Annotated in this window: 11 protein-coding genes; 4 read left to right on the top strand and 7 right to left on the bottom strand. The window is 58.7% G+C overall.

From position 1 onward, the window contains the following. Positions 1-176: 176 nt before the first annotated feature. The gene (locus IVB42_RS28700; RefSeq protein WP_247359464.1) at positions 177-458 is read left to right on the top strand and encodes a transposase; all 282 of its coding nucleotides are present in this window, start codon (positions 177-179) and stop codon (positions 456-458) included. 1,004 nt (positions 459-1,462) lie between these two features. Continuing rightward, a complete protein-coding gene (locus IVB42_RS42345; protein ID WP_345947066.1) occupies positions 1,463-1,837 on the top strand; it encodes an ATP-binding protein in 375 nt (124 codons plus the stop codon). Positions 1,838-2,899: 1,062 nt separating this feature from the next. On the opposite strand, the gene sctV is transcribed toward IVB42_RS42345, so the two are convergent. From sctV to IVB42_RS28665, 6 genes are all read right to left on the bottom strand, one after another. Then, positions 2,900-5,023, bottom strand: coding sequence for a type III secretion system export apparatus subunit SctV (sctV, locus tag IVB42_RS28690; protein WP_247344790.1), 2,124 nt, complete (start codon positions 5,021-5,023; stop codon positions 2,900-2,902). Further along, positions 5,004-5,447 (bottom strand): hypothetical protein, encoded by a 444-nt coding sequence (locus IVB42_RS28685; protein ID WP_018458377.1) that lies wholly within the window; start codon positions 5,445-5,447, stop codon positions 5,004-5,006. Before IVB42_RS28685 ends, sctV begins: the two co-directional genes overlap by 20 nt. A gap of 2 nt (positions 5,448-5,449) precedes the next feature. After that, positions 5,450-5,986: a hypothetical protein gene (locus IVB42_RS28680; RefSeq protein ID WP_018458378.1), complete on the bottom strand. Its 537-nt coding sequence runs from the start codon at positions 5,984-5,986 to the stop codon at positions 5,450-5,452. A 36-nt stretch (positions 5,987-6,022) separates the two neighbouring features. Beyond that, positions 6,023-6,913, bottom strand: a complete 891-nt coding sequence (locus IVB42_RS28675) for a hypothetical protein (RefSeq protein WP_018458379.1) — start codon at positions 6,911-6,913, stop codon at positions 6,023-6,025. Between the two features lie 126 nt (positions 6,914-7,039). Beyond that, positions 7,040-7,324 carry a hypothetical protein gene (locus IVB42_RS28670; RefSeq protein WP_018458380.1) on the bottom strand — a complete coding sequence of 95 codons (285 nt, stop codon included), beginning with the start codon at positions 7,322-7,324 and terminating at the stop codon, positions 7,040-7,042. 67 nt (positions 7,325-7,391) lie between these two features. Further along, positions 7,392-7,577 carry a hypothetical protein gene (locus tag IVB42_RS28665; RefSeq protein ID WP_247363765.1) on the bottom strand — a complete coding sequence of 62 codons (186 nt, stop codon included), beginning with the start codon at positions 7,575-7,577 and terminating at the stop codon, positions 7,392-7,394. A 629-nt stretch (positions 7,578-8,206) separates the two neighbouring features. On the opposite strand from IVB42_RS28665, the gene IVB42_RS28660 reads away from it, so the two are divergent. Next, entirely contained in the window at positions 8,207-10,066 is a 1,860-nt protein-coding gene (locus tag IVB42_RS28660; RefSeq protein WP_275996078.1) for an HrpF/NolX family T3SS translocon protein, read from the top strand. A 76-nt stretch (positions 10,067-10,142) separates the two neighbouring features. Here IVB42_RS28660 and IVB42_RS28655 read toward each other — a convergent pair whose 3' ends face one another. Next, entirely contained in the window at positions 10,143-10,562 is a 420-nt protein-coding gene (locus IVB42_RS28655; RefSeq protein ID WP_026233566.1) for a transposase, read from the bottom strand. 1,973 nt (positions 10,563-12,535) lie between these two features. On the opposite strand from IVB42_RS28655, the gene IVB42_RS28650 reads away from it, so the two are divergent. Beyond that, positions 12,536-13,159, top strand: coding sequence for a hypothetical protein (locus IVB42_RS28650; protein ID WP_018458384.1), 624 nt, complete (start codon positions 12,536-12,538; stop codon positions 13,157-13,159). Positions 13,160-13,376 lie beyond the last annotated feature (217 nt).

Below are 13,376 nucleotides of genomic sequence, written 5' to 3'. Positions count from 1 at the left end.
CGGCATATCGCTCCTTCGGTGGAGAAGTGGAGGCGTCAAGCACCCCCACGATATGCCGCCTTTCCGATTCCCGCCGTCACCAACTTTGGGCGATAGCTCGGCACTGGTAGCGGCGCTGGCGTTCGGACAGCAGTCTTGAATGGCCCCGGTTTTGCGACTGCACCGCATTTTGCGGCTTGGACGGGTTAACACCGAGGGCACAGTCGAGCGGCGGGAAAGAAAGGCTCGGGGCAGTATCAAAGCCTGAAAATCGGCAACTACGGACGCACTTGATCGTTGGTGCGACCTCAATCATCAAGCTTGGCAAGCGAGGCTCGAAAGCCCCGCTCTGGATTCGGACCATGCTGCAAAGACGGGCCGTCAAGCTCATAGCGGTGGAGTTCGCCAACAGCTTGCGCGCACCATATGGGCCTTGCTGGTCAGAGGCGGCATCTATCATGCGTCGCGTGCAATGCTGAAACCTAATCTTAAGAAGTCTCCGGCGGAAGAAGAAAGCTGCCGAGGAGGCAAGGTGCAAATCTGGATGAACCCCGAATGACGACATTCCCGGTCGCAATCAGACCGCCTGGCTTACTGCGCTTCGAGCGCGAGAAATTGATTGGCCGATTGCTTCCGCGGATATCATCGTGGCCAGCGGCCGGGCGCCGCGTTTACAGGTCGAATATATGACCGCACCGTCATCCCTTGTTCGACCAGAGAACGATCTTGCAGCCCGGGCCGTTCCACACATGAGTCAGAGCCCCTTTTGGATGCCGATCGGGGGTCCAGTCCAATGCCGAACGCCACCCGTGTCAGCCACGACGGGCTCGTGTGGATCAGTGGGAACTATTACAGCATACCCGACCATACGCGGCGCAGTGTCGAGGTGCAGCAATTGCCCGATGTAATCCCATTCTCGATCAAGCGCAATCGTTGCCGTCCATCCCGTTCTAGAGAAGGCCGCCGGCGAACTCGCGTCGCGCCCGAGCATCGACAGGCGGTCAACCGGTCTAGGTCGCGACCAGGCGTATCCGAAGCCCTCGTCGATCGGGCCGGCGATCACACGCCAAGGCGGTCGCTGGGCGTTACCGAGGTGTCGCAAGCGCCTCCCCCAATCGGAAGGCCGGCCATAACCATCCACGCGCAGCCGGCAGCGATCGACAGCGTCAAGAAAGGCCTAATCGCACTCAACATGCCAGGTGCGCTCAGAATGCTGGACACCACGCTGCGGCGGATTGAAAGAGGGTGAGGTCACCTGGATTGAGGCGCTCGAAACGCTTATCGAGGAGCTGACCGTGCGCGACAGTCGCGGTGTCAGCACCGCGCTGAGAATGTCTCGCCTGACCACGGTCAAAAAGGCTCGCTGGCTTCGACTTCGCATTCCAGCTCGATCGCAATCGCATTCTGGCGCTTGCCCAATTGAAATTCATCTGCTTGCGACACCGGCAAGAGCGATCTCACGCCGGCACTCGCGGTCGAGGCCGTGAAGGCGGGAAAGAGCGTCGCGTTCGCCACGATCGCGGACATCGTGACGACCACCGTGCGCGAGCACCTGCGGTTCCTCGCCCGCGCCTCCCTCCTTGTCGTCGACGAAATCGGTTACCTCCCGGTCGCGCCTGGCGGCGGCAATCTGTTCTTCCAGTTGGAAGACGCCCGCTATGACAAGGGCGCGATGATCCTCAATTCAAACTGGCCACAGCAGTGCTTGATGGACTGCTTCCCCACGCAATTGTTATCACATCGAGGGATCGAGCTATCGGCTCCGCCAGCACGCCGCTCTCGTCCCGGAAACGTCCGCTCGCCAACCCGCCGCAGCCCAAGCGCCGCGGCCGCCCGCCTGGAAGGACCAATGACTTAGCGGCTGATCCCCGAAGCACAATCGCCGTCACCCAGGGAAATCTGGACATTCTCACGGAAAGTTCGCTGCCCGTTGACAGAGGTCCATGATCGCCACCAGGTACAACAGCCATCTGCAGTCGAAACGTAAGTGATGTCGGCGAGCCAGATCCGGTTCGCTGCTGCGGCCCTAAAGTTGCGATCGATGAGGTTTGGCGCGATCGGCAGGCCATGACGGCTGTCGGCAACGCGGTGCGGCCGGGCCATCATGGCGCCGATGCCTTGCCGATGCATTAGGCATTCGATCCGGCCATGGCTGGCGCCAGGTCCTTGTGCCCGCAGCGCGGCATAGACCCGTGGGTTGCCGTCCCCGAGCGCCGCTGTCCTGATGAGATATCAGTCGAGAGCGCAGCATTGGTCGTCGTGCGTGCTCTGTCCGGACGCTCGCGCCAGGCGTGATAGCCGGCCGGCGAGACCTCGAGCAAGAGACAGCAGAACCAATACGTCCGCTACTATTAGGTATGCCCGGGTCACTTGTGTAGGGCGGCAGCGCCAGCGCAGCGGGCGGGTGCTTGCATTGCGCGATATCGTGCACCGATCGTTGCGGACAACGTGATTTGGTCCGCGCAATCGGAATACGCTGCGCTGACGCGATTGCTTGTATTGCGGTTGTGGCTCACGAAGCGTCCCACGTTCTCAAGTTAACGCATTTAGTCTTGAGCGCATATAGGTCGCAGGTCCAGGCAGACGTTGACGAGCAATCAATGCGAGGCGCTTTCGCATCGACACGCAAGACCGATCCGCTGCGTTGATCTTCCGAGCTTTTTTGCTTCAACGCGTCGCGCAAAGCTCCTGGTCAGGAGTCCGGCCGATCGCGCACTCAATGCGTTCGCGCATAGCTGGATCGATATCTTTGGCGCCGAGCAACTTTGGCGCCGGCCGCTCTTGCATTTGAAGAGCTGGTCTATCCCAGCTAGCGCAACTGCAGAGCCCCAGAGTGGCGAAGAAAGCCGAGCACGAAAGCAGACAAAATGAACCCAAGCGCCACCGCGCTGCCTTACGAGGTGAATTCATGCGGTCCTTCTTAAATTGACTGCTGCGCCTGTGAATCGGGCGCAAGGAGCGTGTTGCTGAGTTCCTCGGACGGGGCGTCGTCGTCCTTTGCAGCTGCGAGTGTAATGGATCCAACAGGCTGGATTGTGAAGTCCGAGGCAAGGTCCTGATAGGATAGAACAGCAAGATCGATCCCATTACGGGTGAGAAAGCCGCGGACAAAGCGTCGAATATCCATCGAAGCAAGGATAACCGGCTTGATCTGCGCCCGAACTACGTTCGAATGGATGTGACGCATTTTTGAGAGCAGCGCCTCGCTTTGCCCGTCGCTCAAAACCAAGTAGGGTCCTTTGGCAGTCTCTCGAACCGCGCTGCGCACGATATCCTCGGTTTGACGTTCGATGACAAAGACCGGCACGACGCGGTGTGCGTTGGCATACCGGTGGCAGATTTGCCGTCTCAGACCGGAGCGAACATGTTCCGTGAGCAAGACGACGTTTTGTTCACGTCCGCTCCATTCGGCCAATGCCTCCAGAACCAGCCGTGTGTTCCGGATCGGAATACCCTCCTCCAGGAGGCGCCGCAAGACGTCGGCTACTTTAGGGATCGGCGTCGTACGCAACACCTCCTTGACCAGATCGGAATATTCCGTCTCCATGCGGCCCAGCAACTGGCGCGTCTCCTGGATACCCACCAAGCACTGTGCATAGCGGGTCAACGCCGAATGGACGCGCAAGGCCAGGATTTCAATGGGACGGTGGTGCCCGATGCCGGCTGCTTTGAGAGCCGGTGCATTGCTCTGTTCAATCCAGATTTGATCCGTCTCCCGGTCATGCCGAAACGGGATGCCACTCAATTCAATGTTGGCCGGATCGTCGTGGAGTGCGAGCTGGGTTGGATCAATTAACTCCTGCTCGACGGGCACGCCCTCGACATCCACCCTGTACTGCAGGTCTGGCAAGCGCTCGTCGACCTCGATGGGGATGCGCGGAATTGTGATGCCGAGATCAGACGAGATCAGTCCCGAAACGCGTGCAATGTGCTGTTGCAATTCTTCTTTGTCGATCGCCCGTGTCAGACTTGACGCAAGGAACAACGCGATGGGAAGCGCCTCCGCAGGCACGATTTCCTTGTTAGACTCTGTGGGAGCCGGGCGAGAGACATCAGCGCTTTTCTTGCCGCTTTGGGTCCCACCGTCGGCAAAGCTCGCTGCCGCAAAGACTGCAGCCAAGACGAGAAAGACAGGGAGCGGAAAACCCGGAATAGCCCCCATTACAACGAGGACGCAGGCAGACAGCCGCAATGCGTGCGAGTTTGCTGTGAGCTGGTTAACGATGTCGGTCCCAAGATTGAGCCTTACGACCCCATTTACACGAGTGATGATTGTCGCAGCTGTAATCGAGAGCAGCAGCGAGGGAATTTGTGAGATTAACGCATCACCTATGGTCAGCAGGGTATATTGATGCAGCGCCGCCTGGAAAGACATGCCCTTGGAGAGCAGGCCGATGGTGATCCCGCCCAGCATGTTGACGCAGATAACTACCAATCCTGCGATGGCGTCGCCCTTTACGAATTTCATGGCGCCATCCATAGCCCCGTAAAGCTGGCTTTCTTTCTCCAATGTAGCGCGCCGGCTGCGGGCTTCGTTCTGATCGATATGGCCATTGCGCAATTCCGCATCGATTCCCATCTGCTTGCCTGGCAGAGCATCGAGCGTGAACCGCGCCGCCACCTCCGCCACGCGTTCAGCCCCCTTGGCCACGACGATGAACTGCACCATGGTCACGACTAAAAATATGACAATACCAACGACGATATTCCCCGATATGACGAAATCACCGAACGTGCGAATGATGCTGCCCGCATCCCCCTCAGCCAAGATCAGCCGCGTCGTTGATACGGTGAGCGCCAGACGGAATACCGTGGAAATCAGAATGACGCCTGGCAAGGACGAGAAATCAAGTGGAGTGCTAATATAGAGAGCGACCATCAGCAGCAATATGGCGAAGCCCAGATTGAAGCCGACGAGCGTATCGATCGCCACTATCGGGATCGGCATGATCATCATGCCGACCGTCAGAAGCAGCATCAACGCGACCATCAAATCGGAGCTGGCCGACGCGCGCGCAATGATCTTACGCAGGACGCTGGTCATGGGGACCTTCCGATCGTTGATTGATCAGGCCAGTGCCGTCACGCAACGAGACATAGCGTTGGAAAGCGGCGAGCGCCTCGTCTATGAGGCCGGCCCGCCGCAGGGCGTGGCTACGCAACAGCATCAGAGAGATACGCGCCGAGGGTTCGTCATCAAGTGTGTTCAGCCTATCTATGACCTGCAACGCCTCACCTCCGAGACCTTCCAAGATGAGGGCATAGGCGAGAATCCGTAATAGATCGACATCTCGCGAGTCCTTGCCGACGATGAGTCGTAAGAGAGCCACGCATTCTGCGCTCTGCCCACATGCAAGGTGAAGATACGAAAGTGTACAGAGCAAATCGCGCTCCTGCCCGGAACTCAGTGAGTCGTTATCGGATTTGGAAACGTTGGTCGTCCGTTGCGCTCCATCGGAGTTGAACATTGTTAGGCTTCGATCAAGCTATTCCGATTCCGGCGGAGCAGCGCTAGCCAGTGCAGTCCCTGCCGTAGGACGACGATACCGCCCCCAGCTATCGGATCCGCAGGCGCGGCCGCCAGCTTATGGACGAGACCTTCCAGAACAATGCTATACCGCTCCGCCCGCAGCATGTCCGGATGACGAAGGCTTGGCGTGACGAAGGAGAGTAGATCGTGCGCGATATCGCGCCCGTAGAGCGATGCCATCCCAGCGCGTTGCTCGAGCTCATAAATGCGAGTGCGCATCTCGTTGAGACTGACACGCCCGACTGCATCAATACCTTTGGCCTCCGATGCGGCTTCGATCGCTAGATCCAGCGGCATATAGCGCGTGTTCAGCTCGCCCCAGATCGACGCCAGCTCCTTCTCGCCGTTTGCACGAGCACCGTCCGCCTCACCTTTATTGGGTTGGATTGTCGGCCCTATCACTGGTTGATGATGGTGCTCGCTGAGTCTCTGCGAAGCAGTGCCAGGCCCGACATCGTAGCGGGACACCTTTGACATGACGATCTCCTTATCCTTCCTTCGGGCCCGGAAACCCTAATACGGAACGGCAACAACGCGGCCATTGCGGCTTAGCAGCACACGCCCATCCTCGATTCGAGTGACCGCCCATCCGTCGGCCAAGAGAGCGCCGACGAAATACTTCTGCCCACCGACAAGGAGATAGGGCTGGGGTCCGCGCGAAACAGCTTCGATCGCGATTGAGGATGGCTGCTTTTCCTCCTTGACGATCACTCCGTTCACCAGTGTCACCGCACCGTATGTACGACCATCGAACCATTGCTGGAGCTCCTGCCATTTCGCAACGGTTGCAGGCGTGACTTTTCCCTCAGCGCTAACAAAACCCGGCCCCGAACCAACCCTGATATCGAGCAGGCCCGCCTTATCAATTTCCTGTTTCAGCACTTCGGCCGCAGCCTGAGCTCGCCGATCGTCAGGCCGGTTCATACCCAGCTTGGGTACAAGCTCTGCGGCAGGCGGAGCAATGCCGGTCGGTGCACTTCCGCTGGCTTTGAAGAAAATCGTCGAGAGACTGCCTACGCCAAGAAAGCTGAGGAGCACGAGGGCGAGAGCTGAGATCCAAACGCGCGAGAGGCTGATCGACCGAGCCTCAATCGCATTCTGCATCGACCAGCGAATAGACATGGCGCCCGCACGAATGACGGCGGGAAGAAAAAGAACAACACGCTCACCTGCGGCGATATCCCCTTCGCCCTCTGGGGTGCTTACGGTCGCAAGAGCCTCAAGCTCGATTGAATTGCCAACGAGGGTGATACGTAGGTGATGCGGCTCAAGCCCTTGTTCGACGAAAACCATATCCGCGTCGAGGCCGCTACCGATAAGACTCGTTCCGACAGCCGCCTTCCCGCTTAGCCCAGCATAAGGTCCCGACAGTACCTCGAAATGTAAGGAGGCGGCCTCATTCACGGACAATTCTCCGAACTATGAGGAGCACGGCAGGGCGATTGGTCGCACGACTCATTCCTAGGCCGCACCACTCACATCACCCCGACGACGGGAACGGCGGGGCGAGATTCGCCCCGCCTTTCACCGTTATCCGTTGACGCGCTCGCTGGCCGCCTTCCTCTCACTCGAGAGCTCGGTCGTCAGTGCACGCAACTTTATGTCCTGCACCATGGCCTGCTGGTTAACCGCCTTCAATTCGTCGATCAGTTTCTCGAAAGTACCCGTCCCACCAACGTTATCGGTCGCCGAGTTACCGACGCCGGGACCCGCGGACTTGGTATCAGTCTTGTTATCAGTCTTGCTAGCATTCTTGCTATCATGGGAGTCGTGGACACCACCAGTAGAAGGGCTAGTAGAGCTTGTTTTGGTCATATCGCTTCACCTTCCATTTTTTTGCTGCCATCAATGGCAACACTCCACTGACGTCGAAGAACCGGCGTCAGGTATCCTCTTCTGTTTCAGCTATAGCTTCGCGAAGATTTGACATGTTTCGCTCCATCGCCTGCATCGCGACGTTGGCAAGAACCGAACCGAAAGCCGATTCGAACTTCTGACGATCAGCTACCGACTGCGAGCTGCCACTGTCAGAATTGGTATGGATCACGCCTTCGATTGCCCCGGCCATCTGGTGCCTCTCACTTCAGTTCCGCCAAAACGGTGGTATCACCACCGAGCGATTCACATTGCTCACGCTACTGGGATTAGCTGTCGAGAAGCTGACGAGAATGAGAACAACCTCACTATCGTCAAGTGAACCCAGCTGAGAGCGCGCATTCGCAGGTACATGCCGCGACTGCCACCGCGCGAATTTCTCGGCCCCACTTTCAATCTCTACATAATGCCGACGAGCGCCAGATCGCGGCGCCGGCCCAACGCACCTCATCACATCGCTCGATCAGCAATGGTGTGATGGCAAGTCGGAGGCAAAACCGTGCGCAGTTAAAAATGCTACCGCGGGAATCGGTGGTGATGTTGTTTCGTGGCCCCACAGCGATCGTCACTCGGGACTGACGACCGCAGGCACCTGCTTTGCGAAAGCGTCAGAGCAGCGTCGTGCCTGCACATGCTCTGAGCCGGAGATGAGTTTCATGAGCACGATGACGCCTCTCCGGGATGTTAAGACGACCGACACTGGCTCGTCCTGCTCCGTCTAAAAGTCGTCAGCTTCTCGAAAGCTCGCCCCCTTAACGTGAAAGCCTCGATCTTACGATGTCGATGCCAAGTATTTACCGCAATGGAATGGAAATGAACCTAATGCAGCTCAACAGCGTTTCGCTGCCCGCCAGTGCAGATCCAGCTCTGTTCGGGCTTGTCCCGGGGGCTTCGTCGGCCTTGGAATCATCCGCGCAGACCCCCGGCCAGATTCGGGAAGGCGAACCTTCGATGTTCGAGGCGATCGTGTCCATCTGCTCGCGGGAAGAGAAATCCGACGTTCCCTCCACGCCACCGGATCTGCTGCAATCAGAACGACAGATCCCGCAGGATTCGCTGGACCAGTTGTCAGCGCACTCGAAGGCGGCGATCGAGGCGGTGATGAAGGATCCGGTTTTTTCTTCCTCGGTCGATTCCTCCTCGGTCGACACCCCTGGTGCAGACGCATCGTCGACGGCTGCTCCATCGCCTGACGTACCGAGCACTCCGGTGCCAAGCTCTAGGATCACGTGGAACGGCGGCACGCTCACCAATGCCGAGTTGCAGATCGTGGCAGTGCTGAACCGGCATAAGGACCAATGCCCACTCAGCTGGGACTCGCTGGCAGCCAAGGCCAGCGATCCGTCGACGCCCCCGGATCTGAAGGAGGCGATCGAAGGATTGCGACGCGATCCAGAGCTCTTCTATGCGATTGGCTCCCAAGGGGACGGCCGCTGCGGCGGCAAGATCAAGGCCAAGGATCTGTCAGAGTTTTCCGCCAGCCATTCGCAGGTTGCTACATTCCAGGAGCAGCAAGCGCAAAGCTACGAGCAGAACTATATTCCATCCGACGGCACCTCGAATGGACAAGCATCGGTCATGACGTTGAATGATGCATTGCGCGAGCTTTACAAGTATTCTGACTACCTGCCCAAGAATTTGAGCCTGGACGATTTCAAGCGGATCGTCGACGGCAAAGCCGACACTGGTAAGTGTCCGCCTCAGCTGATCGCGGCGGCTCAACACTTCCTCGAGCACCCGGACGCCTGGGAGCAGTTGTGCGGTGGTGCGACTGATAAAATCCACAAGGAAGACTTCTTGCAAGTCGCCTCCTCGTCGATGAATTCCACGCAAAGCGAGCTGAACACGCTCGACACGATCAACAAGAATCAGAACGCCTTCTTCGGGGACGGTGACCTGACACGACACAAGTTGGCGAGTATGGTCGAGGACAAGACTCTCGACCCGAAGATACGAGAAGCGGCATCGCAACTGCTCTCGGACCCGATCTTGTTCCGTTTGCTAAACAATTCGATTACGGGCTACAAGACCCATCAGGAGTTCTTCGATTTAGGCGGCGGGCATACGGTCGACTCCGGTAATATCAGCAACAACGACTTCAGGCACTTCTATAGCAACATGTCACCTGCGAACCATACCGTTCAGCAGATCAAGACCCATGTCCCCAAGACCGCCGCTGAACAAAATGCAGTCACAGACATGTTGATGGGGGTATCCGACCAACCCGATGTCGCGTCTCCGAAGAAGAATGGCGGGGTCCTCATGCATGCGGTCGATGACGTAGCCAAGGTGGGCTCGAAGGTGCTCGACTGGGAGGCCACGGCAGTAGGCCTGCTCGGCGTCATTCCGGGACTGGGCGAGTTGGCCGATGGCATATCGATGGTGCTCGAGCTCGAGTCGCAAGCATTGAGCCTTCTGCATACGGGCATTAGCGGAGGTGATATGAAACAGGCTCTGAAAGAGGTTGGCCTTAATCTTGCGGGGCAGGCCATTAGCTTTGTTGCTGGGCCCGAGGTCAAATTCGCGCTGCGCGAGGGCCTCGCAAAGGAGATGCTCGAACAGACCGTGCAGTTCGGCCTCGATACGGCGATCTCGAAAGTGCAGTCCTATGCCGAGGACCATTTGGACGACCTGAAGGCACGCCTTACTGAGCCCATGCAGGCCGCAGGCGTTCCGAGTTAGGTCGCTACGCCGCCGTCGTCTCAGAAGGTGGCCTGAAAGGCCAGTTGCGGGTAAGGTGCGATTCGTATCTACCTTTTCAGGGACGGACGCTTGCAACTTCTGCGCCGCTCGACAGTACGGCCTCGAGAAAGTCGGTATGTGCCACGTCATCAGGGCGAAGCCGCCGCTCGGCAAGCGGCGGAAGAACGCGCGCTGCACTCGAGGCGCACCCCACGCGCGATGAAAGTCGCCTGTAAAAGCCGCCGAGCGCGGTGTCTGTACGGCCCACGGTTACGGCAGCAAGGCGCAGAATTGCCGCCGCCCTACCGCCGGATCCGCGCGTTCGGGACGAGAGCATTCTGCCGCCGGAGACCTTGTCGTTCGGCGCCAGTCCCAGCCAGGAGGTAAAATGCTTTGCACTTCGCCACGAGGAGAGGTCGTCGCCCCATTCAGCGATCAGCTTCAGCGAGAGGTAAGGACCGAGGCCGTCGAGCGTGGTGATGTCCTTTCCGAGCAACGGAACAGCGCCACGCGGACGTTCGTAAGCTAGAGCGTTCGCCTGATCGGTTCGATTCCGACGCGCCTTCAACACGGCTTCGATCCGGGGCGTCGCAGACAGATGCTTTCTCGTGGTAGGCGTCCTAAAGCGCAAGTGCCTGCTCGAGCGCAAACAGACGCTCGGCGCGATAGCTTCCGGTGAGCGCGTTCACGATCGTCTCCGCGCTAGCGTGGCAACTGTAATGGGCGCAAGCACGCCAGCGCCTCAGGATCGCGCGGATGAGGCGCAGCGGGTGGCGCCGGTGATGTCGGCGAGATCTGGTGGAGTTGAAGATTATCTCCGTCAAGGCCTTGTGCATATGCTTGATGTGGGAGGCCGCGTACCCAATCAGACGCTCGCGCTGGCGCACGTAGGCTCGCAGCTCCGCAATCTGTCCTTTGGGCCGAAAGCTGGCTCGCGACAGCCCAAACGAATGGAGCCGCTGCAGCCACTGCGCATCGGTGATATCGGGCTGCCTCGAGCATCGGCACCACTTCTGACTCAAAACACATCGGCCAACCGGTCCGGCCGGCGCCGGCCGCGCCACCCTTCTTCTGCGATGGTAGGCGGGGTTGTTCTGGGTCCGATACGCGGTTGACGGACTAAACGACGCCTTGGCGGCGGCCACTGGCGGGCTGACGGTACTTCGTGTAGAGCCTTCTGTCGTTGCCGCCCGTGATGCAAGAAGTTTCTGACCCGTTCGGCGTGTGGACGATGCGCTCTTCTGTCAGGCCTTCCTTTACGGCGTCCTCAGAAGCCGCTGGCCGGTACGGTGATCCGCGGATCAAGTCCAATTCTCATCTCCGAGCACCTCGGCTCTTCAGCTCTAACTGGTTTTCCTGATCCAGATCTGTTCGATCGTTCCGCCCATTAGGGTCGTCCCCTTCTCACACCCTTCACCAACGTCAGGCTATTTCGTGCTGCATTCGTCATGATGCCGTCACTGCCTGCGCTGGGTTCCGATAATCCACCTTCCGGGTGGCCATGGCCCAAATCGTCCCAGCCATCTTGGCCGCGAAGGCGATCGCCACGAGCAGTGCGCGGCTTCCGCGAGAGCGCTTCGGCGAGCACAAGAGCTGCGTTTGCGCTCAGGTAATCTACCACTTCGCCGGCGGCCAGACCGTCGTCCGCCACTGATCCAGCAGAGCTGGCTCGAGACCGGAAGACGAGCCGCGGGCGTGGTAGTCGATGGCTCAGCTCCGGCTGCCTGTCTTCTCGACTCGGCTTCGGAAGGCGGAGCTTCCATGAGTTCGAGCACGGCGCGCCCCTTCCTACGCCAACCGCCGTTCAGGCGCTCGTCGAACGGCAGTGCCACGTAGTAGGCGACGTCATCCGGAGTCACTCTCGCGATCGCGTTGCGCGCCACGCGCCCACCATCCAGTCGACACTGCGTGCAGTTCGCTGCCTCGGACTGGGAGTGCCACCAGGTCGAGCAAGCCATCCAGCGCACGAGACGCTCGGGCGGCGGTGGAAGTCGCTTTCCTCGCGGCGAGCTCGACGCCTCGGCGGGTCCGAGTGCCCCGCATCATGTTCCCCTTGCGACGTGCCGCTTGCACCAGTCCAGCACCTCCTCGCCTCGTGCTGGGTGGATAACGTGGAAGCCTGCATCGCGCAACGCCTCGACGATACGCGGTCGAGCTGCCCAAAGGGGTCGGATTTTCCCTTTATGCGCTGGCGTCAGCTTACGGACAGCTAAGCTGTCTATCAATCGGGTAAGGTCTAACGACCTGAAGCAATGCAAGACGTATGATCCAGGTGCAGTCGTCATGTACGGTCGAGTTAACAATTGGCCCGATATTCCGGCCGAAGAAAGATATCATCGGGCAGCAAACGCTGAGGAAGCGGGTGCCGAAAGCCAGGGCTTCGCGGATGCGTTCGCTAGAACGCGATTGCAGGAGTCCGCTGGCAGCTCACCTTCGCAACCGAGTTATTCCCTCGTTCGAAAACCTCCTGTGGTCGAGATCGACAGAGCTACCTTCAGGACAGAAGTGAGGACCTTTCATGGCGACGCAATCAACCGCATCGCCAACAATCCACACGAGTACTCGGAATTTGTATCCGCAAGAGCTAAGCGCACAGCAGAGGTCGCTAAGGAATACGGTATCAGAAGAGATTCAGAAGACGCCCGATATTACAGCTACCAATTAGGAAATGTGAGCGTTGGCCTCCAAAGAACGGAGGCCGGATTCAACATGACTGAGTTCGAAAGCGATAAGTGGCGAAAACAGTTCCCTGGACGCAGTGAAGTCACCTCAATTGTTGATTTTCAGGTTGCTCATCCGCTTGTCGCGAACGCCGGCGATATTCTGCTCGAACATCAGCTTCGGCAAGACGGCGAACGACCATTGGTGAACTGGCGTCCTGCTAATGCAGAAGCGAAGGCCCGCGCAGAGACAATGGGCTTCGTTGAAGTGGACGAGGACGACATGGTACTTGACCCCACTCAGTCCGCCCAGTGGACAAAAAACAGCCTCGGTGAATGGCAGCGCGCAACTAAATCTCAGCTTTATCTCTCCAAGGTCGATAGTGATACGGAGGTTGCAGCAGATTCCGAAGAGGATGGTGACTTTATGTAATGCCCAGATCCGCTGGCATTCATGTTTGGGCAGGCGGTGGAGCAAGGAGCGCAGGCAAACGGACAGCTGCGGCAAAGGTCAAGCCTCAGCCGAGCGAAACCGACAATTCGACTGGATCGATGCCGACAACCCGGCAGCATCCTTGCCGAGCAGCGCAGCCAGCGCCTCAGAGAAGTCGCCGGTCGAGATACCCTTCAGGTAAAGGATCGGCAGCAGC

It is taken from the genome of Bradyrhizobium sp. 45 (assembly GCF_023073155.1).
GTDB classification, from domain to species: Bacteria; Pseudomonadota; Alphaproteobacteria; order Rhizobiales; family Xanthobacteraceae; genus Bradyrhizobium; species Bradyrhizobium canariense_D.
The sequence above is the reverse complement of the archived record's forward strand: the minus strand, read 5'-3'. Positions and strand labels throughout refer to the sequence as shown.

Coding starts and splice junctions, on each gene's coding strand:
- IVB42_RS28670 (WP_018458380.1), bottom strand. CDS start 7,324: ATGACCAAAACAAGCTCTACTAGCCCTTCTACTGGTGGTGTCCACGAC.
- IVB42_RS28680 (WP_018458378.1), bottom strand. CDS start 5,986: ATGTCAAAGGTGTCCCGCTACGATGTCGGGCCTGGCACTGCTTCGCAG.
- IVB42_RS28660 (WP_275996078.1), top strand. CDS start 8,207: ATGCAGCTCAACAGCGTTTCGCTGCCCGCCAGTGCAGATCCAGCTCTG.
- IVB42_RS28685 (WP_018458377.1), bottom strand. CDS start 5,447: ATGTTCAACTCCGATGGAGCGCAACGGACGACCAACGTTTCCAAATCC.
- IVB42_RS28665 (WP_247363765.1), bottom strand. CDS start 7,577: ATGGCCGGGGCAATCGAAGGCGTGATCCATACCAATTCTGACAGTGGC.
- sctV (WP_247344790.1), bottom strand. CDS start 5,023: ATGACCAGCGTCCTGCGTAAGATCATTGCGCGCGCGTCGGCCAGCTCC.